The sequence below is a fragment of the Aquicella lusitana genome, from assembly GCF_902459475.1.
Classification (GTDB): domain Bacteria; phylum Pseudomonadota; class Gammaproteobacteria; order DSM-16500; family DSM-16500; genus Aquicella; species Aquicella lusitana.
The window spans coordinates 1,821,258-1,845,516 of sequence record NZ_LR699114.1 but is presented as its reverse complement, the minus strand read 5'-3'; the positions used below and the strand labels follow the sequence as shown (position 1 = coordinate 1,845,516).

25 protein-coding genes and 1 tRNA gene are annotated in these 24,259 nt (G+C 45.2%); 20 read left to right on the top strand and 6 right to left on the bottom strand.

Annotated features, from left to right (window positions below; all coding sequences use genetic code 11):
• The first annotated feature begins 278 nt into the window (after positions 1-278).
• From pilM to AQUSIP_RS08585, 6 genes are all read left to right on the top strand, one after another.
• Positions 279-1,211 carry a type IV pilus biogenesis protein PilM gene (gene pilM, locus AQUSIP_RS08610; protein WP_114833446.1) on the top strand — a complete coding sequence of 311 codons (933 nt, stop codon included), beginning with the start codon at positions 279-281 and terminating at the stop codon, positions 1,209-1,211.
• Positions 1,205-1,738 (top strand): PilN domain-containing protein, encoded by a 534-nt coding sequence (locus AQUSIP_RS08605; RefSeq protein WP_114833447.1) that lies wholly within the window; start codon positions 1,205-1,207, stop codon positions 1,736-1,738. Before pilM ends, AQUSIP_RS08605 begins: the two co-directional genes overlap by 7 nt.
• 4 nt (positions 1,739-1,742) lie before the next feature.
• The gene (locus AQUSIP_RS08600) at positions 1,743-2,576 is read left to right on the top strand and encodes a pilus assembly protein PilP (protein WP_170131728.1); all 834 of its coding nucleotides are present in this window, start codon (positions 1,743-1,745) and stop codon (positions 2,574-2,576) included.
• Between the two features lie 243 nt (positions 2,577-2,819).
• A complete protein-coding gene (locus AQUSIP_RS08595) occupies positions 2,820-4,058 on the top strand; it encodes a type IV pilus secretin PilQ (RefSeq protein ID WP_114833449.1) in 1,239 nt (412 codons plus the stop codon).
• Positions 4,055-4,585 carry a shikimate kinase AroK gene (gene aroK / locus AQUSIP_RS08590; RefSeq protein WP_114833450.1) on the top strand — a complete coding sequence of 177 codons (531 nt, stop codon included), beginning with the start codon at positions 4,055-4,057 and terminating at the stop codon, positions 4,583-4,585. The genes AQUSIP_RS08595 and aroK overlap by 4 nt, the downstream gene beginning before the upstream one ends.
• Before the next feature lie 153 nt (positions 4,586-4,738).
• Positions 4,739-5,674 (top strand): protein kinase domain-containing protein, encoded by a 936-nt coding sequence (locus AQUSIP_RS08585; RefSeq protein WP_114833451.1) that lies wholly within the window; start codon positions 4,739-4,741, stop codon positions 5,672-5,674.
• Between the two features lie 5 nt (positions 5,675-5,679).
• Here AQUSIP_RS08585 and AQUSIP_RS08580 read toward each other — a convergent pair whose 3' ends face one another.
• A complete protein-coding gene (locus tag AQUSIP_RS08580) occupies positions 5,680-6,603 on the bottom strand; it encodes a DUF1338 domain-containing protein (protein WP_114833452.1) in 924 nt (307 codons plus the stop codon).
• Positions 6,604-6,692: 89 nt separating this feature from the next.
• A complete protein-coding gene (locus tag AQUSIP_RS08575; RefSeq protein ID WP_232058658.1) occupies positions 6,693-7,133 on the bottom strand; it encodes a MarR family winged helix-turn-helix transcriptional regulator in 441 nt (146 codons plus the stop codon).
• A 192-nt stretch (positions 7,134-7,325) separates the two neighbouring features.
• On the opposite strand from AQUSIP_RS08575, the gene AQUSIP_RS08570 reads away from it, so the two are divergent.
• The 6 genes from AQUSIP_RS08570 to AQUSIP_RS08545 are packed head-to-tail and all read left to right on the top strand — an operon-like array spanning position 7,326 to position 14,016.
• Positions 7,326-8,135 carry a hypothetical protein gene (locus AQUSIP_RS08570; protein ID WP_114833454.1) on the top strand — a complete coding sequence of 270 codons (810 nt, stop codon included), beginning with the start codon at positions 7,326-7,328 and terminating at the stop codon, positions 8,133-8,135.
• Entirely contained in the window at positions 8,110-8,805 is a 696-nt protein-coding gene (locus AQUSIP_RS08565) for a hypothetical protein (RefSeq protein ID WP_114833455.1), read from the top strand. The genes AQUSIP_RS08570 and AQUSIP_RS08565 overlap by 26 nt, the downstream gene beginning before the upstream one ends.
• The gene (locus AQUSIP_RS08560; protein ID WP_114833456.1) at positions 8,805-10,238 is read left to right on the top strand and encodes a pyridoxal phosphate-dependent decarboxylase family protein; all 1,434 of its coding nucleotides are present in this window, start codon (positions 8,805-8,807) and stop codon (positions 10,236-10,238) included. Before AQUSIP_RS08565 ends, AQUSIP_RS08560 begins: the two co-directional genes overlap by 1 nt.
• Positions 10,238-11,311 carry a CapA family protein gene (locus AQUSIP_RS08555; protein WP_114833457.1) on the top strand — a complete coding sequence of 358 codons (1,074 nt, stop codon included), beginning with the start codon at positions 10,238-10,240 and terminating at the stop codon, positions 11,309-11,311. The genes AQUSIP_RS08560 and AQUSIP_RS08555 overlap by 1 nt, the downstream gene beginning before the upstream one ends.
• Positions 11,301-11,702: a hypothetical protein gene (locus AQUSIP_RS08550; RefSeq protein ID WP_114833458.1), complete on the top strand. Its 402-nt coding sequence runs from the start codon at positions 11,301-11,303 to the stop codon at positions 11,700-11,702. The genes AQUSIP_RS08555 and AQUSIP_RS08550 overlap by 11 nt, the downstream gene beginning before the upstream one ends.
• Positions 11,703-11,709: 7 nt before the next feature.
• Complete coding sequence (locus AQUSIP_RS08545) at positions 11,710-14,016, top strand: penicillin acylase family protein (protein WP_114833459.1); 2,307 nt, start codon at positions 11,710-11,712, stop codon at positions 14,014-14,016.
• Here AQUSIP_RS08545 and AQUSIP_RS12565 read toward each other — a convergent pair.
• The 3 genes from AQUSIP_RS12565 to AQUSIP_RS08535 all read right to left on the bottom strand — a co-directional run bounded on the left by AQUSIP_RS12565 (position 13,994) and on the right by AQUSIP_RS08535 (position 16,348).
• Positions 13,994-14,122: a hypothetical protein gene (locus tag AQUSIP_RS12565; protein ID WP_267896339.1), complete on the bottom strand. Its 129-nt coding sequence runs from the start codon at positions 14,120-14,122 to the stop codon at positions 13,994-13,996. The genes AQUSIP_RS08545 and AQUSIP_RS12565 overlap by 23 nt on opposite strands.
• A 38-nt stretch (positions 14,123-14,160) precedes the next feature.
• The gene (polX, locus tag AQUSIP_RS08540; RefSeq protein ID WP_114833460.1) at positions 14,161-15,879 is read right to left on the bottom strand and encodes a DNA polymerase/3'-5' exonuclease PolX; all 1,719 of its coding nucleotides are present in this window, start codon (positions 15,877-15,879) and stop codon (positions 14,161-14,163) included.
• Positions 15,880-16,036: 157 nt separating this feature from the next.
• The gene (locus AQUSIP_RS08535; RefSeq protein WP_114833461.1) at positions 16,037-16,348 is read right to left on the bottom strand and encodes a YqfO family protein; all 312 of its coding nucleotides are present in this window, start codon (positions 16,346-16,348) and stop codon (positions 16,037-16,039) included.
• A 291-nt stretch (positions 16,349-16,639) separates the two neighbouring features.
• On the opposite strand from AQUSIP_RS08535, the gene AQUSIP_RS08530 reads away from it, so the two are divergent.
• From AQUSIP_RS08530 to AQUSIP_RS08495, 8 genes are all read left to right on the top strand, one after another.
• Positions 16,640-18,307: a M4 family metallopeptidase gene (locus tag AQUSIP_RS08530; protein ID WP_114833462.1), complete on the top strand. Its 1,668-nt coding sequence runs from the start codon at positions 16,640-16,642 to the stop codon at positions 18,305-18,307.
• Between the two features lie 105 nt (positions 18,308-18,412).
• Positions 18,413-18,483 (top strand) — tRNA-Gly (locus tag AQUSIP_RS08525).
• A 147-nt stretch (positions 18,484-18,630) separates the two neighbouring features.
• Complete coding sequence (locus tag AQUSIP_RS08520; protein ID WP_114833463.1) at positions 18,631-19,758, top strand: AsmA family protein; 1,128 nt, start codon at positions 18,631-18,633, stop codon at positions 19,756-19,758.
• Positions 19,758-20,534 carry an exodeoxyribonuclease III gene (locus tag AQUSIP_RS08515; protein ID WP_114833464.1) on the top strand — a complete coding sequence of 259 codons (777 nt, stop codon included), beginning with the start codon at positions 19,758-19,760 and terminating at the stop codon, positions 20,532-20,534. The genes AQUSIP_RS08520 and AQUSIP_RS08515 overlap by 1 nt, the downstream gene beginning before the upstream one ends.
• A gap of 126 nt (positions 20,535-20,660) precedes the next feature.
• The gene (locus tag AQUSIP_RS08510; protein ID WP_114833465.1) at positions 20,661-20,978 is read left to right on the top strand and encodes a hypothetical protein; all 318 of its coding nucleotides are present in this window, start codon (positions 20,661-20,663) and stop codon (positions 20,976-20,978) included.
• Positions 20,979-20,981: 3 nt separating this feature from the next.
• A complete protein-coding gene (locus tag AQUSIP_RS08505; protein ID WP_114833466.1) occupies positions 20,982-21,356 on the top strand; it encodes a hypothetical protein in 375 nt (124 codons plus the stop codon).
• A 116-nt stretch (positions 21,357-21,472) separates the two neighbouring features.
• On the top strand, positions 21,473-21,844 hold the full coding sequence (locus AQUSIP_RS08500; RefSeq protein ID WP_114833467.1) for a hypothetical protein: 372 nt from the start codon (positions 21,473-21,475) through the stop codon (positions 21,842-21,844).
• 168 nt (positions 21,845-22,012) lie between these two features.
• Positions 22,013-23,227: a hypothetical protein gene (locus AQUSIP_RS08495; protein ID WP_148326092.1), complete on the top strand. Its 1,215-nt coding sequence runs from the start codon at positions 22,013-22,015 to the stop codon at positions 23,225-23,227.
• 147 nt (positions 23,228-23,374) lie between these two features.
• On the opposite strand, the gene rph is transcribed toward AQUSIP_RS08495, so the two are convergent.
• Positions 23,375-24,094 (bottom strand): ribonuclease PH, encoded by a 720-nt coding sequence (gene rph, locus AQUSIP_RS08490; protein ID WP_114833469.1) that lies wholly within the window; start codon positions 24,092-24,094, stop codon positions 23,375-23,377.
• Positions 24,095-24,259 lie beyond the last annotated feature (165 nt).

Sequence of the window (24,259 nt, the reverse complement as noted above, 5' to 3'; positions counted from 1 at the left end):
TATGAGGCGTAAAGTATATTAACATCGTATTGGTTTGCGCAACCTGTCTTTTTCGTGTGGCCTCTTATTGTACCAGCTTCATTCCTGACTTTCTAACGTTGTTATTTCCCTCTTGATCTTTATTCGGAAGCGGTACTTCATGACATTCCCGCGCAGCGGGCGCCCATTCTTCTTTCGCCTCGGAAGCTGAATGATATCCGTCTTCGTCTCCTTCTGTCCCCTCTTTTAAGCCATTTACTTTTCGTATTCAACTTATCTGATTAAGGAAATATAACGCCGTGAGATTTAATTTTTTTACCCGCCCCTCGTCGCTTGGGCTAGATATACAACCGGATGCGATTCGGCTGGTACAGTTAAAAAAAATAAAACAGCGGTTACGGATCGAGCGCGTAATCATGCAGGATTTACCAGGCGATGTTTTTGCGGAAGGCAAAGTCAGGCGTTGGGACGCTCTGCAAGCGATTCTGTCAGAAGTGGTTTCCTGCCATCGCCTACGTGATTTGCCTGTGGCAGCCAGTTTGCCAGCCAATCTGGTTAGAATGCAAAAAATGCAGATACCGGTCGGTATGAAGGCGTCAGCGATTGAGAATGAAATCAGAGCAGTGATTCAGCACGCGCAACCGGGTTTTAGCGAAGCCCTTTGCATTGATTTTACTGTCATGCCGCAAAATAATTCAGGCTATTCAACGGTGCTTTTTGCTGCTACACGAAAAGAGTATTTATGCCAATATGCCGAGTTGATTGATCAGTCAGGTTTGAAATTGAAAATAATAGACGTGGAATGCCATGCGCTAAAGCGCGCTGTCTGCTTCCATGCTTTTTTTTTAGACAAGCCGCAAGCTATCCGTCTCCTGGTTCATGTCATGCAGGAACATGTGACTTTACTGGTTTTTGACGAACATGAAATTCATTTTTATCAACAGTGGGATGGCACGAATGCTGATGACTTTTCTATTCGCCTGAATCAGAATTTGCAGTTATTCTCTGCGACATTTCCCCATCTGCAAATTCACCAGTTGATTGTGTGCGCTGGCCTCCGCTTTGATGAGATCAGCCGGATAGTGAATGAATTGCCGTATCCGGTTCATTATCACGATATGATTCCGTTTCTGGACTATTCTGCAGCAGGTGATGCGGAATACATGAAGGCAAATGGTAGCGATTTTCTAGTTGCCCTGGGTTTAGCCATGAGGGAGATGACGCCATGGTAGCCATTAATTTGTTGCCCTGGCGGGAAAAAGCGCGCATTTACCGGGCGGTCACGATAAGAAAAATGCTGGTTGCAAGCGTGGGTTTTGCTTTACTGGTTGTGTTTATGCTGCATCTTGCTGCTTCTCGACTTGAAACCAATAAGCGTAATCAACTCATTCAGCTGGAATCCGCGTTGGCACGCTACCCGGCTATGCAAGACAACATAAAACACAAAAAATCAATGGCGGCCGTTCAAGAACGGGAAACTAACGACCCTCGCCAGCAGATTGCCAGGCAACTATTAATGGAGCTGGGGAGGCAAACGGGAACCAGCGTCTGTTTCAGTGAGATTGTACGCGCCAACCAGAATATAACTTTTTCAGGCTATGCTCGTACCGCTTCTGATTTGACGCAGTTTCTTAAAAATTGGCACGCGGCTTATCTGTTTTCAGAAATTAAAATCGAGCAGCTTGAATATGATTCGGCGTTTCATTCAATACGGTTTCGTTTTCAGGCGAAACAGGAAAATCTACTAAAGGATGAGTAGTCGCATGCGTTTCTATCCTTATCGTTGGTTGTATGCCCTTGTTGTCACCCTGATCGTGATCGCTTGTGGCTTTTTTTATGATACACAGCCGCACTTCGCCAGGTTAAAAGAGCTCACGACAAGAACGCAGCAATTGGCTCAACAATACGCGGCTATTAATCGGTTTATGTTAAAAGAAAAGCGAGATGAAAAGGCAAATAAAAAACAGACGCATGAAGATTTAGCAGCGCCGGCCGATAATTTGTCTGACTTGCTGGTGCAAGCTGACCTCAACGAAATATCCGTTCGAGCTGTTCGCTTATTAACAGGCACTTCTCTGGATGCGGTCAATCACTTACGTATTTATTTTGCGATTGAAGGCGGCTTTCAGTCATTGTTTCCTTTTGTAACCGGGCTTGCGGAATCGGCGTTGATATCCAGTTTTGCACTTAAAACCACAAAGCAGAACCAGCTTTTGTTTACGATGGATCTGATGCTATTGGAGAAAAGTAAGCGCTTTCACCTTTATCCTCTTGCTGGAGCTGCAAAATCCGAGACGGCGAATCCATTTTGCCGTGCAGAAAATAGAGTTGAGGCTGTCAATCCACAAGATGCTGCCTGGCAGCAATCCATATCAATAACCCATTTACGCTTGGCAGGCAGTTTGCAGCAGGATCGGCATCGAATGGCGCTGGTAATATACCCGAATGGCAGGCTCATTACAGTTAGCAGCGGTTCTGTGCTGGGGAAAGAGAGAGCGGTGGTGAAGGAAATTAAGCCAGACAGCATCTTGATGGTGCTGCCAGATAAGCAGCTGCGTATGATTCGCAGCAGGTCTGTTTTTGAACGCGTCAGATGAGTTGGAGTTGTGGAAGTGAAGCCACGGGTTATTCGTTTTTTAAATCAAGGCATCATCGATTGCCTCACGCTGTTTGTCATCGTTGTAAAAGTTATCTTGCTGTCATCCTGAGAGCGTTTTTTTGCTCGAAGGATCTCCCGATGTACAAAAGGAGATCCTTCGCTTCGCACAGGATGACATCTTATTGAATTGTTAACCCTCCCCCTATTATCTGTCGACAAACGTTATTTTTAAGGTGAATGTATGTTCCATCCCGTTATTTACAAATACCTGCTGATTGTTTTTGTCTTTATTTTTTTAGCGCCACCTGCCCAGGCGGACAATAAAAAACTGACGCTGGATTTACAGCGCGCAAATCTGACGGATGTGCTGCGCCTGGTAACGAAATTTCTTGAAATGAATGTGATGATCAGCCCTGCAATTAATGGTGAGGTTACATTACACCTGCAAAACGTGGCGCCGGCTGATGCACTTAAACTACTTCTGGCTACGCAGGGACTTGCTAAGTGGCGTATAGGAAGCGTGTGGTTCATTGCACCGCAGGATGAGCTGATCAGGCGCAAGCAGGAAGAAACAAAATGGCAAGAGGCTCGCAATGAGACCGCGCCGCTCATTACGCGTGTTTGGCAAATCAAATATGGCAGTGCGCAGTCTATTGCGAATTTATTACAAGACGAGCATGCGTCGTTGATTTCAAAGCGCGGGCATATTCGAATCGATACGCGCACCAATCAAATTTGTGTGCAGGATATGAGTGAGCAGATCAACAAAGTGAGGCGTTTAATCCGGGCTTTTGATGTGCCTGTGCCGCAAATTCTCATTGAAGCGCGGCTGGTTAGCATCGATAATGATTTTGAACGGGAATTGGGGGTTCATTTTGCTGTCGTCACCTCTGCTACCGAGGCAGATGGTATTGCGCGATCTGCTCAGCAGGTTGGGAGCTATAGTATGGCGATCGCCAAACTGGCGGATAGCTCCTTGTTAGATGTAAAATTATCAGCATTGGAAAACGCCGGTCATGCTGAATTGATTTCAAGTCCCCGTCTCTTTACCGCTAATCAGCAGCCTGCGGCGATTGAAGCGGGAGAGGAAGTTCCTTATCAGGAAGTGAGCGAGAGTGGTGGAACGGCGATAGCGTTTAAAAAAGCGGTGCTCGGATTAAAAGTCACGCCGCAAGTTTTGCCAGGCCATCAGGTATTGCTACAATTGCAGATTAATCAGGACAGACCCGGCAGCAGAATGATCCAAGGTGCGCCCACTATCAGCACGCGCCAGATAACCACGGGTGTGATCGTAAAAAGCGGACAGACGATTGTGTTGGGTGGTATTTATGAATCGAGCTTTGATCAAGGCCAGATGGCGATTCCGTTTATCAGCCGCGTACCGGTGATCGGCTTGCTGTTCAGGCAACAAAAAAAACGGGAAAACAAAAGGGAATTACTTATTTTTATTACACCAACCATTATGACACAGGCAGCATGAAAGACAGACGCAAAAATATTTTTCTCGTAGGACCCATGGGTGCTGGCAAGACCAGTGTAGGCCGCTATTTGGCAAAGCAGCTTAATAAAGATTTTTATGATTCCGATGAAGAAATAGAGAAAAAAATGGGCGTCAGCCTGACCTGGATTTTTGATCTGGAAGGAATGGCCGGTTTCAGGCTGCGTGAAATGAAAGTAATAGACGAGCTCAGCGCCTTGCCGGATATTGTGTTGTCAACCGGCGGGGGTTGCGTAGAGACACCCGAAGTACGTGAGATTTTGCGGCAGCGCGGCTTGGTCATTTATATGGAAGTCTCCCTTAAAACACAGCTTGACCGGCTGAAGCGCGATAAAAAACGCCCGCTTTTACAAGGGAATAATCCACAGGAAGTGCTTGAGCGTCTTTGGGAAGAGCGTGAGCCTATTTATGAAGGCATCGCGGATTTAACCGTCTTAACCGATAGCCGCTCAGTCCGTGATGTATGTGAAGATATTCTTGCGTGGCTAGAAAAACATGGCTTACGATAGCTTATTGGTTTTTACTTTAAAAAAATATAAACCTTAAAAAGTCCTTAAGAGGCGTGAAATATTTTTTAGGTTACCCCGTTGCTATTTTTGTCCCCCCTCCTTTACAATGCCTAATTATTGAACAATCTGGTATTAAACGAGGCGGGAACGAGTATGCTTCCGGAAAATATAGTTAAAGCAATCGAAAAAGATTACGGCGGAAAAATTACCCAGCTTGAGTATTTAAACAAAGGAAGAAAAGGAGCAGTTTTTTTTGTCGAAGTCACCGAAGGTTTAGGTGATATAGAGGCAAACGCCAACATGGACGAAGGCGAAGCGAAGGCAGTGAAAACGGAATGCTCTCCATTGAAAAAAATTTTTTGTATTAAAAAAATTTCAAAAGACAATTGTACCGCCCGTAAAGATTTTGAAGGGTATAGTACTGTTTACGAAAAAGAATTTGATTTTAAGCTATATGAAGATCAAGAGTATCAATTTTTTACCATGCCTTTTTTTCCTGGCAAAAGCCTAGATAAATATATTAAGACAGGGCTTGACCTTGAAACCCGTTTGACCATTTTCTGTAAAATTGTTGAAGCTACTCAATGCATGCACGCGCTGGGTGTGATCCATACGGATTTGAAACCTGAAAACATTATCATCGATAAAAAAGCAAAGGATATTGATGCGTACATTATTGATTTCGGAAGAAGCATTCGAGTTTTCGATCATCAGACGGGGAAAGCATTATCAGCGGGTATCAGTCTTTCGCTGGTGAATAGCTCCAATCTTTTTACCCAAGTCCGCCGCAAATTTCAGACGCAAACTGCCCCTGAGTATACATCTATTTTCAATTTGTTAAAAAAGTGGCTGACAAAGGATAATAAATTCCTGAGTGAATATATCATCGGATTCCGTTCCGATTACTATGGTTTGGGCGTGTTATTCAAGAAACTTGTCTCAGAGCCCGAATATGCCTTGCTGGCGGAGAAGGTTATCAAGGAGGAGGGAATTGCAAGGGACGACGCCTATCATGAGCTGTATGCGGCAATCTTGACCGGTTTGGGATCAAACTCAGGTAAAGAGGAGATCCAGTTCATCCATCACTAAGTGGGTTATTGGTCTCCATATAATGATTCAATGACGCGATCCGCATGCTGGGCAACAAAGCCCGTGAAATAATCTTCCCACAATACTGGCTTCACTGAAGGATAACAGGGATAGCGCCAGACAAATTCAACAAAATCCGTAGGCAATTGAATGCTGCCGTCCGCCAAAGGGATTGTTTTTGGCATGCCCGCTGTTGAGCCTTGCGCAATACCTACCGATGGCCCCCCTTTGATAACACCTCCATCCTGATTCAGCGGGAGTTCCACTTCAGTTTCGATAAAAGCATGAAAAGCATTTAAATCACTAAAATGGTCGAGCAAATGAACAGAGAGCGTAAAATGATTGGGCGTGCGACCAAAAACAAGGACCCAGGCTAATAGTTCATTGAATGCCTGAACAGTATGAAACTCGTTGATCGTGGGCAGGGGCCAGTCTCTGCCGGATAGGTAGTGGGTTATCAGGCTGTATAAGTTGTTTGCAGCAGCCTCATCTCCCAGATAAGCGCGTCCTGCGAGTTTTTGCGCTTCGGGAACCGGAGAGGGCCGGGTTTTGGCAGCATATTTTTCAATAATTTTTCTGATCGTCAGAGGCAGCTCATCCAGCCTGAAATCGGCTACGACGACTTGAGGTAATACTTCTGTAGCCGGCGAATGCAGGCTGTCGCATTCCGTCATCCACAAGAAATCATTTTGTTTGTCAGGCAAATAATCTCTACCCTGGACGATATAACCGATAGCCGAGAAAAGCTGATTTAAATGACTGATGCCGGTGTGGGGTCCTGGAAGATCAATAATGGCAAAGTGATCCAGGGTAAATTTTTGGATGCCCTTGTGTTTTAACCCTTTTTCGATTAACTGGGTTTGTACAGATTGGCTGCGGTATTTATCCCACAGCTGATGAATAAGAGTGCGGCGAACTTGCTTGAGCATGGTGTTATCCTGTCTTTTTTAATCATGGTGCCCTGGCATTGCAAATCATCAGATGATCTTTTCGCTCTGTCAACCGTCCTTCCGCATTTTTATTTGGTGAGATGCTTTTCCAGGTTGGTGATGGTGTTGCGCAATAATTTATTCAGCGCTTTTTTTTCGGTTGCGCTGAAACCTTCCAGCGCCAGGCTGTTGATGGTTTTTGCACATTCAATTGCTTTAACTTGCAGGTCCTTTGCTTTTTTGGTCAGGAAAATACGGATTTCCCGGCGGTCATCGCTATGCCTGACACGCTTGATAAAAAGATCTCGTTCCATTCTATCCAGTGTTCGGACAGCCGTAGGCTGTTCAATCCCAATTTTTTTATGCAGTACTGCTTGCGTTTGCCCGTCTTCCTGCCACAGCTGCAACAGAAAAAGCGAATAGGCATGGGGAATGCCGAGGTCTTTAAGGTATTTGTTCGCCAGACGAATATAGAGTTGGCTGGCCTTTTTTATCAGGGTTGATGTGCTTTCACCAAGATCATATTTCACAATTCTAATCTCACCTAAGGGGCTCGCCCAGGGTAATAATAAATAAGAACGCCGCATTTATCAATCAAGGGCTTCCGATTGCTTCAAATTTTCTATTTTTGTTCTTGATACGTCTTTACTATTAAATAGTAAGCTATATAATAGTTTTTTCTTAAATTGCCAGCGCGTCATCATATAAATAAGGAGAGAGTAATGGATACAGTGGCATTAGATAAAAATAATCTGCGCGCGCGTGTGGATGCTTTACTTGATGGCATGATTGAGCGGTTTTATCAGGTTGCTCCATTGGGCGGATATCAAAAGGACGCAGCCGAGATTGATCTCAACTATTTTGTACGTCACAGCATTGAAACGGTATTGCGTATTCGTCACAAGCGTATGATTGATGCGTTGGTTATCCATTATTTTACCAAGCATAATCCGCGGCTTGCCAAAGCCTGGGCGAACTATACGGAAGATGAAATGCTGCATGGCCACATGTTTGCTCGGGATTTGCAAAAACTGGCTGGATTGACCATTGAAGAAATCTATCAGCAATATGAGCCACTGTTTTCTACAAAACTGCTTAATGGTTATTTTTATTTCACGCTGGAACATGAAGGTCCCATGGCAGCCATTACCAGCGCTTATTTTTTGGAATACACAACACGCAAAACCCAGCCTGTGTGGCTGGACAATCTAGAGCGGGTTTTCGGCAAGGAAAACCTGATGGGTGCGCGCGGTCATGTTAATCATGATATCCGGGATAATCATAATGACTTCGTATGGGATGTGCTTGCGGCCTTGATTAATAATGAAGAGGATGAGGCGCGCTTTTTTATGCATTTAAACCATATCTATGGATTATTTGTCGCTTATTTTCAAGATGTCTATCAGCAGACATTGGCGAGCAACGATCAGGCTGGCATTGAAAAGATCACATTGTTGGCGGTGAAAGAGGCAAATCATTTACGCGCAGTGACCGGGAAGCCAGTTTATGAATATGCAGGAAATGCTTCTTGAAAAAAATGAGCCGCAGTCACTTTGCCATGCCAGGGTTGCCAGAGACTATCCGTCGTTGACGGATAGTTTCATGCAATCCGTTGCATCAACCATTGCGGGAGCAGGAAAAACGATTCCTTTATTCTTCGGTAAACTCACGACTAACGATGAATGGAATCAGCTAGGGCGATTCAGGCGCGCAAATTATGCCTCCAAAAAGCCATATATGGTGGCAGAGCTGGATGAAAAAGGACTGGATCGATTTGATAATAGCAGCATTATTTATGCTGCTTGGTTACGGGATGAAATGGTGGCAAGCATTCGCTTGTGTGCTTACCCATTTGAAAGTTGTCAATTTATAGAATCCGAAAAATTGCGGCACTTTCTGGGTGATCATTACCAAACGCAATACCTTGAATGGTCACGGTTACTGGTGAGTCACACCACTGCGTTACCACGTCTTTTGCCTGCCATTATCATTTATGCAGGCATGCAGACGCTTGCAACGAGTGATTATCATCATTATTTCGGCTACAGCACGCCAGTGGTAAAGCGGTTGTTTTCACGGTTTCTGCTTTCCAACGGATCATTAGAGTTTACCATTCCGCATCGTGGCGGGCATCCGTATCACTTATTAAAAGGCGACTTTTTAGAAGATTTTATCCATCTGTCCAAAAAAGGTTTTCAGTGATGCCGTATGAAATAAACAAAGAGCAGGCAAGCGAAGCGCTGGCGTTTAAGGCAGCTGCACATGCATTAATCGAGTCTTTTATCGAAGACGAAAAAAACGCCCATGTTTTACCCATTTATAAAGTGCATGCAGAGCAGCGGGCGCCTTCTGTTTTAAACTTGCCGCTTTCCCTTCAGGGTGAAGGCTTAAGCCGGGCAGCGGCTGTTTTCCAGGATCAAGTTGCGCCGTATCTCGTCCGTAACCATCATGCACGGTTTTTTAATTGGGTGGTGGGTGGCCGCACGCCGGCAGCGGTGTTAGGTGATTTTTATACGACAGTTTTTGACCAGATCGTCATGTTATGCGGTCATGGCGTGGCGAGCCAAATTGAAAATCAGACCATACAATGGCTGCTTGAATTGTTTGATCTGCCTTTGCAGGATTTCCAGGGTATTTTTACAACCGGCGCCACGGAAGCGAATTTGTGCGCGCTCGCGGCAGCTCGGCAATGGCATGGTGAAAGGCAAAAAATCAATGTGAGCGATGCTGGTCTCTACGGTTTGCAGCCACCCGCCGTCATCGCTAGCGCACCGCACGCGAGTATCGATAAGGCGATGCAGGTATTGGGTCTTGGACGGCGCCATCTGATCAAAACCGGGAACAGCGCAGCCTGTATGGATCTGGCGGCGCTGGAGAAGTTATTACAGCATCATCAAAATGCGATTGTGGTAGCGAATTGCGGTGAAGTAAATACGGGCAGCTTTGATTCTCTCGAAACCATCGCAGCGTTATGTCGCCAATATAATGCATGGCTGCATGTTGATGCCGCATTTGGGTTATTCGCACGCTGTTACCCTGCTACACACGCCTTGGCCGAAGGCATTGAATGGGCGGATTCCATTACCTGTGATGGTCATAAACTGGGTAATGTGCCTTATGGGTGTGGTTTTTTATTTATAAACAAGAAAAATTACACTTATCTCACCAAAACTTTTTCAACCGTGGCACCTTATTTATCCGGTGACCATGATCATCCCATGAATACACGGGTCGCTAATTCCCAACGCTTTTTGGCCTTGCCCATGTGGCTGTCACTGCTCGCTTACGGCAAAGCAGGTTACCAAGACATGGTGAAGCGTCAATATGAGTTTGCCCAGGCGATGGGAGAGTGGATAAAAAAACAAGAAGCCTATGAGCTCATCATGCCGGTTGTTTTTAATATTGTATTATTCAGACATAAAAAAGTAGCTTCATCGGAAGACAATCAGCAATTGATCAAACAGATCAATGCGACAAACCAGCTTTCACTCTCCGGCACGATGTTTAACGGTATTCCCGCACTGCGTCTTGCAGTCGCAAATTGGTGTATTAGCCTGGATCAGGATCAGCAGCCTGTCTGTGAAGGGTTGCTTGCCGGATCGCATGCTTACCTGTTTGAGAAGGAAGTTGCGTAATGCCGTCACCATATCCTTGGCATTATACTTTACGCTGGCCCATGTATTTTAACTGGCCTTCCATGCGCAATCACACGGCAATGCAGCTGGTATCAGATCAATACCAAGATGGAATCCATGAAGCAGACGATATACGTCTGCTATTTTGCGGCGATATTATGGTGCAAAACAAAGACCGTATCCCTCATTTGCATCCGGTCTTATGTCAATTGATCCGCTCCGCAGATTTATTTATCGGCAATTGTGAAGCACCCGTTGGCTATCATGCGCCTAACGCCCGCGCGAGGTATCGTTTTGTGTTTCATATGCCACGCGATTATCTGGCCAACATCATTGAGCAGACAGGGCTTCCGGCTCATCGCTGGCTGCTTTCCATGGCGAATAATCATACGGGCGATAAGGATTATGAAGCCTGTTTGCAACCCTATGATATTTTGACAGGCATGGGTGTTATACCATTGGGGCGTTTTCGTGCTGATACGCCGCCGCTTCGCATTGTGCAGCACAAGGAATGGCGACTGGGCTTTGTAGCTTGGACGGACTGGATGAATCGCGAAATTTTTCCGCCGCATGATCCAGGAGCATTTCGTACGCAGCATATTTTGCAGCACCCCTGGCGATGTCTGAAGCAGAAATACCGGCTGGATTATTTATTCGGCATGCCGCATTGGGAATATGAATTTCAGCATTTCCCCCATCGAAAAACGCGCGCATTGGCTAAAATGCTGGTAGATCAGCTGGGGATGGATTTTCTGGTAGGCATTCATACCCATACTTTGCAGCCAATGGAATGGTTTGAGCGCGGCTTCTGTGCTTACAGTCTGGGAAATTTTTGCGGACTGGGACGTGCTTGGTCGGTTAAACTGATTCCCCTGTTGGAGATTCGATTAAGAAAGGTAATAGGGTCTCACCCGCTGCTTGCAGGTTACAAAATGCATTATTTTTTCCAGCAGGATCAGGGTGCAGCGGTAAATATTATTCCATTAGAAGAAGCATCCGAGGCGGAGAGAAGCCGGCTTAAACAACGGCTTTCGCGTATTTTTACGATGCAAGGAAAAGAAGATGGCGGATAAACAGATAAAACAAAAAAGCATAGGGATAAGCTTATTGGCGGGCTTGGTCTATGGGTCATGGGCGTTTTACATCAACCATGCAATGAATCCGGTCGTTGCCTTGTATGCAGCGCTTGCACAAGGCATATTGAGTTTTTTTGTGACGGGCGTGATGACCGTCAGTATGGAAATTTGTTTTATCAATATAAAACAGCGCATGCTGCGCTTTATGGTAACGGTTTTTTTTCCTCTCCTCTTTGTGCTCGCTATCATGGCCTTTATTCATTTTTCCATTGGCACGCCCAGGGTCATAAAGACCATTCTGCCGTCAGCTATAGTAGGCGGTTGTTATTGTTTTTTTTATACTTTGACCTTGTTTCATTTTCAGAAAAAAAGCCCTGCTCCCGCCTAGAGCCAACATGAAAAAAATTCTTTCCGTTAGTTTATGTTCCCTCGCTATGGTGTTTTTATTATTGGCAGGCATGATCATTTACTTAGGCTATATATCAGCGCCAGTGATGGAGGGCTTGCTGCGTCTGCCTGGTCTGCGCGGTTCAGTTCATGTTTACCGGGATGAGAACGGTGTTCCTCATATCGCGGCACGCGAATATGACAACGATGCTTTTTTTGCGCTCGGGTTTGTACACGCGCAGGATCGCTTCTGGCAAATGGAATTCCAGCGGCGTGCCGCCAGCGGCTCATTGAGTGAAATTTTTGGCAAAAAAACACTGGAAGCAGATGAGTATTTGCGAACACTGGGTTTTTATCGTGCAGCGCAGGCGGCTTGGCCCAGTTTTAATAAACAAACGCAGGAAATCGTGAAAAGTTACACCGCAGGTATAAACGCTTTTATACAACAAGGTATTTTTCCACTGGAAATTACCCTGCTGCATTACCAACCCAAAAGGTGGACAGTCATTGATAGTATCGCCTGGCAAAAAATGATGGCTTGGAATCTGCAGCGTCATAGCTGGTTAAATAAACTGGATTATGCACTGGTAAAACAGCGGTTCGGCTTGTCGGCGATAAGCCATTACTTTCCTGATTATCCTGACTCTTCACCGACTGTTTATGCTTCGGGTTTTGATGAGCGAGCTGCTGAGCCATCTCTCTCGGGCATCAAGCAGCGCGAGGAGAGAATAAACCGCATATTGGGAATGAATGAAGCGCCCGGTAAAGGTTCAAACGGGTGGGTCTTGGCTAGTGGCAGAACAACGACCGGTAAGCCTCTGCTTGCAAACGATGTACACCTTTCGCTTTCGGCGCCATCGCTTTGGTATCTGGTCGAGCTACGCGGGCCGGGTTTGCATGTCACGGGCGCGACTATCCCTGGCTTGCCTGCAGTCGCGATCGGTCATAATGAGCAGATTGCCTGGGGCCTGACCAATGGCTATAACGATGCGGCGGATCTCTATGTTTTAAAAAAGAATGAACCATTGGTAAAGCGTGACGAAATCATTTCGGTACGTTTTGGCAAGCCAGTGCATTTTTCCGTGCTTGAAAGCCAGTATGGTCCTGTCGTGAATGCGGTGATGCCGCAGCTTAAAGCATCTCCTGAGAAAATCGCGTTGAAGTGGACTGCGCTTATGCCGGGTGATACGACTATCCAGAGTTTTATCGAGATCAATTATGCAGCTGATTGGCAGCAGTTTGAGGCTGCCTTAAAAGATTTTGTTGCGCCTACGCAAACTTTTCTTTACGCGGATCGAGCAGGCAATATTGGTTTTTATTACCCCGGCCGGCTTCCGCTTCGCCGCTGGAAAAGTTTGTTGCCTGTCACTGCTGAAAAACAGTATCAATGGCATGGTTTTATTCCTTTTCAGCAATTGCCGCACCAGTTAAACCCAGCATCCGGACTGATTGCCACGGCTAATAATAAAATGGTTGCAGATAATTATCCTTATTCATTAAACGCACGCTGGCCCGTGCCGCCTTATCGTATCGAGCAGATTCTGCACCGGTTGCATGCGGGTAAATGCCTGTCGCTAGAAGATATGGCTGCCATTCAAGCGGATGATATAAGTAGCTTATGGCTGCAGTTGAAGCCTTACCTGTTGCAAGTGAAGGCGCAGACCAAAACTGCTCAAATCGCACTGGATGCATTACAACGTTGGACAGGGAAAACGGATAGGGCGGATATTGCGCCCACGTTATTTGCCTATTGGATTAATGCATTTGAAAAATTGGTGCCAGAAGCGCTGCGTCATGAGGATAAAATCATAGAGCCGCTTTTTCTTTATCGCTATTTGAAAGACGAGGCTTCTCAATCGGATCTGCAAAAAAGCTTTGACGCCGCTATCCAAAAAATCACTGCGGATCTGGGCAGTAATCCATTGGCCTGGCGGTGGGGCCGCGTTCATCAGGCAGAATTCATGGCCAATGGTCTAGGAAAAATAAAGCTGCTGGGCGGGATATGGAACCGTTCAATTGAAACATCGGGCGGTGCTTATACGGTCAATGTAGGTACTTATGACCCGCTTACTCTAAAACAGATAAGTGGTGCCATTTATCGTGAAATCATTGACCTTAGTGACTTTGATAACAGTTTATACATTGTCCCGATGGGTCAATCGGGCAATCCTTTTTCCCGCCATTATGAGGACTTGCTGAAAAAATGGCGCGATGTGAAGTATGTCAAGATAAAAGCGGTTTCAGGTTGTGCGCCCGGCAAGCGGAGTTGCCTGATTTTGCAATCCGCTGATTCTAGAGAAGGGCTGTCATCCTGAGCGCCCTGTCCATCGGCAGGTACCATTTGCCTCCCGCCACAAAAAACAGGCGAAAAATAAATCCCGCTATCAATTCGAAATCAATTTTGAATACGGTATCTTTCATAAGTTCGTCCTTGATCTCCAGATTTAGCGATGCCTGTTTTATCTTTTAAATAATTTCTTCAAAGCCTGAAGCGGCAAGGTATTGATCACATCGCTTTTTTCAAGCCAGCCGCGCCTAGCCTGAAAAACGCCAAATTTCATATAGTCCAGTTGCGAGACGCTATGTGCATCCGTGTTGATAGCCAATTTGATGCCCATTTCTTTTGCCATCTTGCAGTAAATATCGTTAAGATCCAAGCGATCAGGCTGCGCGTTGACTTCCAGTATGCAGCCGCGTTCTTTAGCAGCCTGCATAACTTGCTCAATGTTGATGGCATAAGCTTCGCGCTGGTTAATCAGGCGGCCGGTAGGGTGCGCGAGAATGGTGAAATAAATATTGTCCATGGCCCGAATAAGGCGCTCCGTTTGTTTTTTTTGCGGCAGATTAAATTTGGAATGAATAGAGCAGACAGTCAGATCCAATTCTTTTAATACTTCATCAGGCAAATCAAGTGAACCATCTTCTAATATATCCATTTCTATCGATTTCAGAATCACCAGTTTTTTCATTTTTTCATTGAGTTTATCAATTGCTTTGATTTGCGCGAGGATAGCTTTTTTGTCAAAACCGTGTGTCATGCTCATGCGTTGAGAGTGGTCAGTGATGGCAAGGTAGGTATAGCCTAGTTCTTCCGCAGCTTTTGCCATGGCAGCCAGGTCTGCATTGCCATCGGTTGCGGAAGTGTGGCAGTGCAAGTCACCACGGATGGATTCGAGGGTAATCAATTGGGGCAATTGTTTTTTTTGGGCCGCTTGAATTTCTCCGCGGTCTTCGCGCAGTTCAGGGGCTATATAAGGGAGATTGATCTGGCGATAGACATCTTCTTCTGTCTTGCCGGCGATTTGTTTTTTGCCTTTGAAAACGCCGTATTCATTTATCTTTAATTTTTTTTGCACGGCAATTTTGCGAATAGCAATGTTATGCTCTTTTGATCCTGTAAAATAAAGCAATGCCGAGCCATAACTTGTTTCCGGCACAACGCGCAGATCGACCTGAATACCTGAGCGAAGGCGTACGGTTGAGCGGGTGGGGCCGCGCGAAATAATTTCTGCGATTTCCTCAAATTTAATAAAGTGCTCAACTGTTTTTTTTCCGTCTTCTGCAGTGGCGAGAATATCAAGATCGCCTACGGTTTCTTTGCGGCGTCTAAAACTTCCCGCACATTCCACTTGCTTGACGGTTTTATCTCTCTTGAGATGCCGGATGAGGGAGTCAACAATAGAAAATGTATCAGCCAGCCGGTTGCGTTTCGCGTATTCATAGCGATGCGTGATGCCTTGAAGGATTTTTTTCTCTGTTTTTTCACCAAAGCCGGCTAGTTTTCGGACGCGGCCTTTCTTAATGGCAGTTTTGAGATCCTCTATGCTTTTTATTTTTAGATTCTTATAAAGCATTTTTACGCGCATCGGGCCCAGTCCCTCGACCTCCAGCAATTCACTTAAAACAGAAGGAATGCGTTTCTCAACTTGTTTTAACAAAGGCAGTTCGCCGGTTTTAATAATGGTTTTGATTTTTTCAGCCAGATCTTCGCCTATACCGGGAAGCTCCGTCAGGTCTTCTTTTTCTGCAATCATGTCAGCGATATCTTTGCTGAGACTATCGATCACGCGCGCTGCATTGCGATAGGCGCGGATACGGAAAGGATTGGCGCCCTGGATTTCCAGTAAATTGGCCAGCTTATTAAACTTTTGAGCGACTTCCAGATTATGTATGGGCATTCTGCTATCCTTGCCTTAAGGTCGGCATTGTCACTGCATAACAGAGAGAACAGACGCGATCTTTCTTATATATTAATATATAAGGACGATGACCTGGGTTTCGCTATGAATTCAAGCAATTAAAAAATACCCTGATGCTATCCATCGACGTTAATAATTAGATTGCCGTCAGTTTAACAACTTGATAGGCGGGTTCTTCATAAGGATGTGCGGCTTTGAGTGCGGCGATGGCGGCATGAATGTATTGATCATCACAAACCATTTCTATTTTGTATTCGCTGACTTTTTCTACCTCGCCTACCTTGCCTACAAATGGCTGGCTGCCATCTTCTGGTAAAAATTGACCTTCACCCAGTGTTTGCCAGGCGCAATGACTATAGTTGCCGATCTTTCCGGCGCCACTTGCAAAGAGGGCGTTTTTTACTTCTTCTGCTTGTAGTGCGGGGACGTAAAAGCAAATCTTATACATAAATTAATCTCGCCTTTTGTAATTGTATAAATCCTGTAATTTGTTGCAAGCCATTATATAATTTTTATTGCGATGTTATAAACAAAATGAGAAATTAATAGATTTTTTCAAATTGCCTTTACTTTATCAAGGTTGAAGTTTACATTAGAAGCTTCTGTTCGCTCATTCAAAAAATCATCGATCTAAGTTCACAGTGTTTTGCCCCGCTTGTACGGTCATTCCTGTTTCGATAACTTCTTTTATCAAAAATGGAATGACGGAATCTCACCATACCTTTTAAGGAGAAAATGCATGGAAAGAAGTAAGAGAAAGCTGGCATTGTCGGGAATGGTATTGTTTGGATTGTCCATGGGATATGGATTTTCAGCCCATGCTGCCAAACCCGTCGATCTTAGTCGTCATCCTGTTTCGGTTTTACAAACGTTTGTTCAATCGCCAACTGCTGCTGCCATTCAAAAAGGCGTAGTCAAAATTGAAGAAACCAGTCGTTCTATCGGACCTAATAAAACATTGCATGTGCGTGTTCAGGAAACTTATTCAGGCTATCCTGTCTTAGGTGCTGATGCAGTGGTGCATATACCCAATGGGGAAAAAACCGCGAAATCGTTAACAAGCGTGTTGTCTGCTGCGCAAAACCAAAAAGGCTTCATGAATGGCACATTGTATCAGGATATCCATGCCGACTTAGCCAGTGCACCTCAATCTGTTTTTGAGCAAGCACAGGCGCAGAAAGCGCTAAATCGTGCCGTTTCAAACTTTCAACATAAAGCGGGTGGGAAACCTAACATGACAGACGAGTCAAGCAGCCTGGTTGTCTATGTAGGCAAGGATAACAAGGCGCATTGGGCTTATCAGGTCAGCTTTTATGTGGAACCCAAAGACACTTCAATTACACCTACCAAACCTGTTTATGTGATGGATGCGCTTTCATTTCAGGTGTACGAGCAATGGGATGAGATTAAAACACTGGAAAATGAAGATGCATCAGGCGGTGGTTTTGGCGGTAACGAAAAAATGGGTAAGCTGGTTTATGACGGCCTGACCGGTAATCTGCCTACCTTAAAGATCAAACGGGATGGCGAAACCTGTTCTCTGCAGAATAGTGACGTGACTGTGAAAAAATACGGTTCTAGCGGCAAACTGATGTCTTATGGTTGCACGGAAACGGATAAAGATCATAACAACGTATACTGGGATGGCGATTTTGACGCAGTGAATGGCGGTTATTCGCCAGCGAATGACGCTTTGTTCGGCGGTGCGGTAATCAAGGATATGTATCAAAAATGGTACGGCGTCCCTGTTCTGACACAAAATGGCAAGCCCATGATGCTGACAATGGTTGTGCATGTGCCCAATTATGATAACGCATACTGGGATGGATCAAAGATGACGTTTGGTGACGGCCAAAGCTATTTTTATCCTCTGACATCCTTGGGCGTGGCTGCGCATGAAATTAGTCATGGCTTTACTCAGCAGCATTCCAATCTTCGTTATTCCGGCCAATCTGGCGGTATGAATGAAGCCTACTCTGACATGGCGGCGCAGGCGGCCGAGTTTTTTGCTTATGGTAAAAATAGCTGGCAGATTGGTCCAGAAATTTTCAAGGCAGAAAACGAAGCGCTGCGTTATATGGATCAGCCCAGCAAAGACTGCAAAGGCAAACCAGCAGGCAGCCGTTGCTCCATCGATAATGCAAGCCAGTATTATAGCGGCTTGGATGTTCACTACAGCAGCGGTGTTTACAATCGTGCCTTTTATCTGATGGGTACGGCGGAAGGCTGGGATGTAAGAAAAGCTTTTGACGTGATGGTGAATGCGAACCAGAATTACTGGACATCGTCTTCCACCTTCGTTCAGGGCGCTTGCGGTGCGATAAAAGCTGCGCAGGATCTCAGTTATGATACAGAAACTGTGAGAACGGCTTTTAGTGAAGTGGGTGTCGATACCGCAAATTGCTAATGCATTTGCTATCTAATAAAAGCCCGGCCCATGCCGGGCTTTTTTTTGCGATTTTTAAGCTGAGGTGACACGGTGGATCAAATCCCATAGAATACGCCTCTCTACGCGGGTGTAGTTCAATGGTAGAACGGGAGCTTCCCAAGCTCTTAACGTGGGTTCGATTCCCATCACCCGCTTTAAATTTCCACTCGCCATCGTCCACCGCTTGTCAGCGGGATCCAGTGGCATTAAACGCATCGACGAAAAATCCCAGGGTTGAAGTGTGAGGCAATCTATATAGAATTGAGGTTATTACGCGATAATTCCATTGGGAGAGCAATCGAGTGAAACTGTTACGCAAGCTACTAGCTATTCTGATTTTATTTATTGTGATCTGTGCTTTTATTATTGTCTCGCTTGTTCTTTTTATCGATCCTAACAAGCTAAAGCCGGTGATTATTGAAGAAGTAAAGAAAAAAACGGATTATCAGTTAACCATGGATGGAAACCTTTCATGGTCTTTTTTCCCCAGGCTCGGCGTTAAGGTCGATCATATGACCCTGACTGCGCCCAAGCAGTCTACTCCTTTTGCTGATTTAAAGAACGTCACGATTGCCACCAAATTTTGGGAATTATTGCAAGGAAACAAAGAGTTAAAGGGCGATGTGCGTATTGCCGAAGTCCGGCTGAACAACCTGAAGGCTGAGCATGCCCGCATTGGGTTGCATTGGCAGAACAATGTGCTGACGCTCAAGCCGTTGACCGCTTCTTTTTATGGAGGGTCGCTGGACGGTATTGCGCACGGGCGTACTTTATCTGCTGTGCCGCAATGGGATTGGGACATCACGATGAATCGCATGCAATTAAGCCCTTTGCTGGCTGATCTGCACGGCACTGAGCGAAAAATAAAATTATCCGGCACGGCCCAGGTGCGGTTGCAGGCAGAGACACAGGGTAATAGCCGTGATCAATTGCTTGCTAATTTAAACGGAAGCAGCCAATTCACGTTAACCAATGGCGCCATCGAAGGAATTGACCTTAATTATTTTGTGCAAAGCGCGGATGCGTTGCTTAACCAGCAGCCGCTGCCGGAACCGAATAATCATAACCAGACCACGTTTGACAGCATGACCGGATTGGCAGTCATCAAAAATGGTGTGGCGACAACGAACAATCTGCTTTTAGCTTCTTCTGCTTTCGCTGTGAGAGCGGATGGCAGTATTGATCTTGTTCATCAAACTCTGGATTATCGCCTGCTCGTGACACCCTTAGGCACGGTGAAGTTGAAATGGCCTGTCCCTGTGTTGGTGGACGGTAGCCTGGAAGAACCTTCTGTACGCCTGGATAAACTGACATTGAAAACTATAATAACAAAAGAACAGGTTGAAAAAGTCAAAGCCAAGATGCAGGAAGAAATCAAACATCTGCCCGAAAAAGCAAATAAATTTTTACAAAAACTATTGAGTAAATAATGCTAAAAATTATTACGGTTAATTTGAATGGGATACGTTCGGCAGGGCGCAAGGGTTTTTTCAATTGGCTGCACCGCCAGCAGGCTGATGTGATTTGTCTGCAGGAGTTAAGAGCACAAGAGCATGAATTACAAGACCCGCAATTCCGCCCGGAGGGCTATTATGCCTATTTTCATTGTGCTGAAAAGAAAGGTTACAGTGGCGTGGGTATTTATTCGCGCTATCCAGCAAAGCAGATAGTGACCGGCTTGGGTTTTGATGTGGCAGATCGGGAAGGGCGTCATGTTGCCATTGATCTCGGACCCATTTGGATTGCTTCGCTTTATATGCCGTCAGGGACGTCTGGCGAGCATCGTCAAACGATCAAATTTGATTTTCTGGATCGCTACGAAAAGCATCTTGAGCAGCTAAACAAAGCAGAACAGGCCTATATTATCTGTGGTGACCTGAATATTGCCCATAAAGCCATTGATCTCAAAAACTGGCGATCCAACCAGAAAAATTCAGGTTTTTTACCAGAAGAACGCGCCTGGATGGATAAACTATTTGATCAGTTGGGCTTTGTGGATGCGTTTCGCCAGGTTAATCAGGCGCCTGATCAGTACACTTGGTGGTCTAACCGCGGGCGGGCATGGGAAAAAAATGTGGGGTGGCGAATTGATTATCAGGTGATTTCCCCAGGGCTTAAGCCTACAGTAAAATCAGCGGAAATTTACAAAGACCAGCGTTTTTCAGACCATGCCCCCCTTATTATGAATTATGATATAGTGCTGTAATACTTTTGGTGCGCGGCTCAAGCTTATAGTTGAGCTGTTCAAATTCCTCTCTTAACCCTGGTTTTTAAGGGTTCTTTAAGGCAATTTTTATATTATAAAGATAGTAGCGCTTAAAAGGTGAAGGCCATGACAGAAGTTGCTGATCTATCAGCAGAATACATCCTTGCAGAAGGGCCTGACGGTCTTGCAAAGGTGCTGGATAGTCTGCTTGAAGAAAGCAGAAAGGACCGCGCTTTTGCAGAAGAAGAGCATTTTATTTTGTATAAATTGGGTAATCAGAAAGCGGTGATTAAAGTAGATACCAGCGAAGTTCCTTTCCACTTCTGGTATTTCGACCTGCTCGGGCGACCGATGACGGGTGTTGTCAAGCAAACCATAGCCGATTTTTTATGGGATAAATGCGGTGAAAAAGAGCGATATGCGAAGGATTTAGGGGAGGAATAAGACATGGCGGCGCCAAAAAAATATGTAGATGGAACAGTGGGGGATTTGAATGAAAAAGTTAAAGATCACCACACGCTGTTCAGTAAAATTTTGCTGGAAGAATCCATGAGGCCAGGTGGTATTACTACCCATGTGAGTGGCTTTAGCGAAAATGATGCGCGCGATTTATTAAATAAAGAAGTAAAATCAGGGGCTTGGAAGAAAGAGCCCGCGTTGGAATCTACTATTCAACTTCCCCCCGTTTTACCGGAGACGCCTGCGCGACTTGCAAATTCATGGGCCCTCTTTTGGTCCCAAAAGACACCTGTATCGCATAAACCCCAGCAGGAATCTGAACTTGAAAATCGCCAAAAAGGGCCGGGTCAGGGTAGAAAATAAGACCTTGTTCGTGAGCGTTTTTTTGCCATTTTTAATGATTTCTTAATATAATCGGCCTATTATAGAACTCATATAATATATGCTAAAACAAAAGCATAAAACGAAGAGCGAGCCTCATGACACAGCCAAGAAAGTTAATTCCTAAACCGACCATGGGCCTGGGAGATTGCGCATTCCATGCATATGATCGCGCCTTTTGGAAAGAACCTGTTATCAATCAGATTGAAACAAATCTTGTAAAACACGGCAAAACGCCTGGCAGTGCTTTCGCTTATTTCATCATCATTGCAGCCAAACACAAGTTTATCCAGCTTCCCGAAGATTTGACGAATCTCCCGCTAGAAGAAGCCATCATGAAGGTCAACGAATATAATTTCGAAGCCAAGTGGAAAGAAATAAAAGAAAAGATTTTTGAGCTTCGAAAGCAAAACGAAGAAAATTTTCAATTGATGCTCGCGCCCATCATGCGTGAACTAACCCTTTTCTGAGCAGAAAAAGATGACAAAGATAACAATCGTCGTCACTACCATCGTACCATTCAACCACTCGTTAGCGCATTTAGGGATTATGCGTTAAATACGGCGGGTGTGAATATTTCTGGCGTTAAAGATGATATTTACAAACGCCATGATCATATTTCGCGAGCGTTCGAGGATTTGAGCAACGGACTCTTTCACGGCCAGGTTGATTTGCAACGCTATGGTGCTTTAAAAACGGCTACCAACAGAACCAAAGAAGAAACAACTGAGCTCAACCAATTAGAAAAACAATTGGATGATGTTTTTCAGGAAAAAGAAGTAGCTCTGCTTGCTTGGTGGGAAGAGGAAGGTTATGGCACATTCATGGCTAATATGAAAAAACCAGGCCAATGGGCGGGTGACTTGGAATTGGGCCAGCTGGGCCGTTTCTGGGGCGCGAATGTGGATGGTTATAAAAATGATAACCCGCATCATATTCATATCGAACACGGTACCATTTCGCTTGATAAAGAAAAAGAATCCTACCTGCTTGAAAATAAAAACGGCAAAAAAAATGACATACAGCAATTATCCGACCGCGGTGTGGTTGATTGTGTAGAAGATATTACTGTCGCCATCATGCCTTTAACTAAAGAAGAAGTGACTCAGCGCTTGGATGCCGTACCAGAAAGCGAGAAGGTGCTGCAATTTCTTGCGGAGCAGAAAGACCAGCGAGTTCCTTTCAAGAATGTATATGTGCCTGATACTCAGGAATTGAAGTGGTCAGCCGAGTGCGTTGACCAACTTGTTCAGCGAAACGTGATTGCAAGAACACCACAGAACCAGTTCAAATTCACTGACTTGACTGATGAAGATCAATTCAGTGAGGCTGCTTATAAAGAAGCTGAAACACGAATCCAGAAGATAGAAGATAAAGACAGAATTCTTTCGACCCGGGAAGAATGTCATGTTGATGCGCCTGTGCTTGCACTCATTAATAATGAAGGTATTCATTGGAGCGAAGGCGAATTCGTTGAGATGCTACCGGCTCCTGAAGCGGTGGATTACACTGAAACCGAGCTTTATAGGGAAACCATTAAGCATGTAGAAGAAAAAAATAAGAAGCCGCTTTTAGTCGATACGCTCTATTTGCAACTGGAACTGGACGCAACCCAAACAGATAAAGAAGATAAATGGGCATTGCTGGTTGAGAAGGTTGATGAAGAAAAAGAAAAGCAGAAAGTAGAAGCAAAAAAGCAGGCGAACCCTTCTGAGACATTTATAACCTATACAACTTTTTCTGGCGGAGCCAAAGAAGTCAGCCGTGATACCCAGATCCTTCTGGATGAATTGCTAGCTGAAGAAATTCAGCAGGATGAGTACGAGCAATATTTAAATCTGCGCAGAAAATAAAACAGCCGCCCGCATTATCCGAGTAAGTACGTCATCCCAGTGAAGGTTCATTGCTGTTCGGTAACCTCGCAATAGATAACTATTATCCTTCTCCCCTTGTGGGAGAAGGTGCCCGAAGGGCGGATGAGGGGTGTTTTCAGTTTTTCATTAATGCGATCCCAGCACTGTCTTCTGAATCTGAACTAATTGCCGTATGCCGTTTTTGGCAAGCGTTAACATTTTATCCAGATCTGCCTGTTCAAAAGTGTCCCTTTCAGCTGTGCCCTGGATTTCGATGAAGCCGCCGTGTTCGGTCATAACGATATTCATATCTGTTTCGGCAGTGGAATCTTCTACATAGTTAAGATCAATAATGGCTTCACCTTCATAAATACCGACAGAGATAGAAGCAACAAATTGCTGAAAAGGATTTGTCACAATTTTATTTTCGCGCAAAAGGTATTGAATGGCGTCATATAAGGCGACGCAGCCACCAGTGATGGAGGCGGTGCGGGTGCCGCCATCTGCCTGGATCACATCGCAGTCAACAATAATGGTATTTTCGCCCAGCATCCTTAAATCCACGGCAGCGCGCAGAGAACGTGCAATCAGCCGCTGAATTTCCTGCGTCCTTCCTACCTGTTTGCCTTTGGCGGCTTCGCGCTGCATGCGTTCATGGGTAGACCGGGGCAGCATCCCGTATTCTGCGGTGACCCAGCCTCTGCCGCTGTCTTTGAGAAAGGGCGGGACACCAGCGGTGACGCTAGCGGTGCAAATGACTTTGGTATCACCAAATTCAACCAAAACAGAACCCTCGGCGTGTTTGGTAAAATGACGGGTGATTTTAATTTCACGAAGTTCGTGGTTTGCTCGTTGACTCGGTCGCATGGCATTGACACTCAAGGGAAAAAGGGATTTTATTATATGTCCACCATGGGGCTTGTAAAGTGAATATCTGCCCTTATATTAAGATTTAGAGCGCATCTCAGCGTTTTGGCTCAAAGTTTAAACGTTAGGTACGCATCCTAAATAAAAAGATTTCCAGAAATAGGA

What these genes read in the sequence shown, in the direction of transcription:
- AQUSIP_RS08605 (WP_114833447.1), top strand. Translation starts at nt 1,205, where the DNA reads ATGGTAGCCATTAATTTGTTGCCCTGGCGGGAAAAAGCGCGCATTTAC.
- AQUSIP_RS08600 (WP_170131728.1), top strand. Translation starts at nt 1,743, where the DNA reads ATGCGTTTCTATCCTTATCGTTGGTTGTATGCCCTTGTTGTCACCCTG.
- AQUSIP_RS08595 (WP_114833449.1), top strand. Translation starts at nt 2,820, where the DNA reads ATGTTCCATCCCGTTATTTACAAATACCTGCTGATTGTTTTTGTCTTT.
- aroK (WP_114833450.1), top strand. Translation starts at nt 4,055, where the DNA reads ATGAAAGACAGACGCAAAAATATTTTTCTCGTAGGACCCATGGGTGCT.
- AQUSIP_RS08585 (WP_114833451.1), top strand. Translation starts at nt 4,739, where the DNA reads ATGCTTCCGGAAAATATAGTTAAAGCAATCGAAAAAGATTACGGCGGA.
- AQUSIP_RS08580 (WP_114833452.1), bottom strand. Translation starts at nt 6,603, where the DNA reads ATGCTCAAGCAAGTTCGCCGCACTCTTATTCATCAGCTGTGGGATAAA.
- AQUSIP_RS08570 (WP_114833454.1), top strand. Translation starts at nt 7,326, where the DNA reads ATGGATACAGTGGCATTAGATAAAAATAATCTGCGCGCGCGTGTGGAT.
- AQUSIP_RS08565 (WP_114833455.1), top strand. Translation starts at nt 8,110, where the DNA reads ATGAATATGCAGGAAATGCTTCTTGAAAAAAATGAGCCGCAGTCACTT.
- AQUSIP_RS08560 (WP_114833456.1), top strand. Translation starts at nt 8,805, where the DNA reads ATGCCGTATGAAATAAACAAAGAGCAGGCAAGCGAAGCGCTGGCGTTT.
- AQUSIP_RS08555 (WP_114833457.1), top strand. Translation starts at nt 10,238, where the DNA reads ATGCCGTCACCATATCCTTGGCATTATACTTTACGCTGGCCCATGTAT.
- AQUSIP_RS08550 (WP_114833458.1), top strand. Translation starts at nt 11,301, where the DNA reads ATGGCGGATAAACAGATAAAACAAAAAAGCATAGGGATAAGCTTATTG.
- AQUSIP_RS08545 (WP_114833459.1), top strand. Translation starts at nt 11,710, where the DNA reads ATGAAAAAAATTCTTTCCGTTAGTTTATGTTCCCTCGCTATGGTGTTT.
- AQUSIP_RS12565 (WP_267896339.1), bottom strand. Translation starts at nt 14,122, where the DNA reads ATGAAAGATACCGTATTCAAAATTGATTTCGAATTGATAGCGGGATTT.
- polX (WP_114833460.1), bottom strand. Translation starts at nt 15,879, where the DNA reads ATGCCCATACATAATCTGGAAGTCGCTCAAAAGTTTAATAAGCTGGCC.
- AQUSIP_RS08535 (WP_114833461.1), bottom strand. Translation starts at nt 16,348, where the DNA reads ATGTATAAGATTTGCTTTTACGTCCCCGCACTACAAGCAGAAGAAGTA.
- AQUSIP_RS08530 (WP_114833462.1), top strand. Translation starts at nt 16,640, where the DNA reads ATGGAAAGAAGTAAGAGAAAGCTGGCATTGTCGGGAATGGTATTGTTT.
- AQUSIP_RS08515 (WP_114833464.1), top strand. Translation starts at nt 19,758, where the DNA reads ATGCTAAAAATTATTACGGTTAATTTGAATGGGATACGTTCGGCAGGG.
- AQUSIP_RS08510 (WP_114833465.1), top strand. Translation starts at nt 20,661, where the DNA reads ATGACAGAAGTTGCTGATCTATCAGCAGAATACATCCTTGCAGAAGGG.
- AQUSIP_RS08505 (WP_114833466.1), top strand. Translation starts at nt 20,982, where the DNA reads ATGGCGGCGCCAAAAAAATATGTAGATGGAACAGTGGGGGATTTGAAT.
- AQUSIP_RS08500 (WP_114833467.1), top strand. Translation starts at nt 21,473, where the DNA reads ATGACACAGCCAAGAAAGTTAATTCCTAAACCGACCATGGGCCTGGGA.
- rph (WP_114833469.1), bottom strand. Translation starts at nt 24,094, where the DNA reads ATGCGACCGAGTCAACGAGCAAACCACGAACTTCGTGAAATTAAAATC.